The sequence below is a fragment of the Amycolatopsis sp. SID8362 genome (assembly GCF_010550475.1).
Taxonomy (GTDB): domain Bacteria; phylum Actinomycetota; class Actinomycetes; order Mycobacteriales; family Pseudonocardiaceae; genus Amycolatopsis; species Amycolatopsis eburnea.
In genome coordinates this window covers 1-563 of record NZ_JAAGNB010000038.1, presented here as the reverse complement: position 1 = coordinate 563, position 563 = coordinate 1, and the positions used below count along the sequence as shown (strand labels likewise).

At 76.2% G+C, this 563-nt stretch carries 1 protein-coding gene; it reads left to right on the top strand.

Features of this window, described 5'->3' with window-relative positions:
* Positions 1 to 563, top strand: a 563-nt coding sequence (locus tag G3I65_RS01355; RefSeq protein WP_160693952.1) for an Hsp70 family protein, incomplete at both ends; no start/stop codon positions are given.

Sequence of the window (563 nt, the reverse complement as noted above, 5' to 3'; positions counted from 1 at the left end):
TCCAGGTCCTCGCCACCCGGGGCGACCCCGGGTTCGGCGGCGCGGACATCGACCAGGCCCTGCTGGAGCACGTCGGCTCGCTGGTGTCCGCCGCGGACCCGGACGCGTGGCGCCAGCTCGTCGAAGGGCGCGAGCTGGTCGACCGGCGCCGCCGCCGCGTGCTGCGCCAGGACGTCCGCGGTGCGAAGGAAACCCTTTCGCGGCACGCCTACACGGACGTGCCGATGCCGCCGCCGTTCGCCGACGCCCACGTCACCCGCGAGGACCTGGAACGGCTGATCGCCGCGCCGCTGGGCCGCGCGGTGGAACTGACCGTCGCGGCCATCGGCGACGCCGGACTGCGGCCGAAGCAGCTCACGGCGATCTTCCTGGTCGGCGGGTCGAGCCGGATCCCGATGATCTCCCGGCTGGTGCACGAGCGCACGGGTGTCGTGCCCACGAGCCTCGACCAGCCCGAAACGGTGGTGGCGCGCGGCGCGCTGCGGGCGGTGCTGGTGGACCCGGACCGCACCGGCGCCCTCCCCGGCGAAGCGATGGCGCGGCTCGGCGCGGTCCCCGGCGGC